This window comes from Roseateles sp. P5_B10 (assembly GCF_056400485.1).
In genome coordinates this window covers 1-629 of the sequence record NZ_JBFULE010001559.1, presented here as the reverse complement: position 1 = coordinate 629, position 629 = coordinate 1, and the positions used below count along the sequence as shown (strand labels likewise).

The following is a 629-nucleotide window of genomic DNA, read 5'->3' as shown; positions in this document are numbered from 1 at the left end:
CATCTGGAGCGCGCGCCTCATCTGTGGCATCCGCTGGCGCATCCAGGGCATGGAGAACCTGCCGTCGGCTTCGGACCGCCGCGCCGGCGTCGTGCTGCTGTCCAAGCACCAGAGCACGTGGGAGACCTTTGCCTACCCGGCCCTGCTCAGCCATCCGCTGGCCTATGTCTTCAAGCGCGAACTGCTCTACGTGCCCTTCTTCGGCTGGGCGATGGCGCGCATGGACATGATCCACATCGACCGTGGCCGCCGCACGGAGGCCTGGAACAAGGTGCTCAGCCAGGGCAAACGCCTCGGTGGCCAGGGCAACTGGGTCATCATGTTCCCCGAAGGCACGCGCATCCCGCGCGGCCAGGTCGGCGACTACAAGACCGGCGGCACCCGCCTGGCCATCGAGGCCGGCCTGCCCGTCGTGCCCATCGCCGCGACGGCGGCGCGCTGCTGGCCACGCAAGAGCTTCCTGCTGCGTCCGGGCGTGGTGGACATCTCCATCGGCCGGCAGATCCGAACCGAAGGCCGCTGGGCAGCCGAGCTGATGAACGAGGTCATGGACTGGAGCGAGTCCGAGATGCGCCGCCTCGGCGCCGAGGCCTATGCCAGCCCTCCGTCCGCCGGCGGCGGGGGCGGCG

1 protein-coding gene is annotated in these 629 nt (G+C 70.0%); it reads left to right on the top strand.

The window, feature by feature from the left end; translation table 11 throughout:
- A partial coding sequence (locus tag AC1DU6_RS34575) for a lysophospholipid acyltransferase family protein (protein ID WP_477863017.1) occupies window positions 1-629 on the top strand: 629 nt, incomplete at both ends.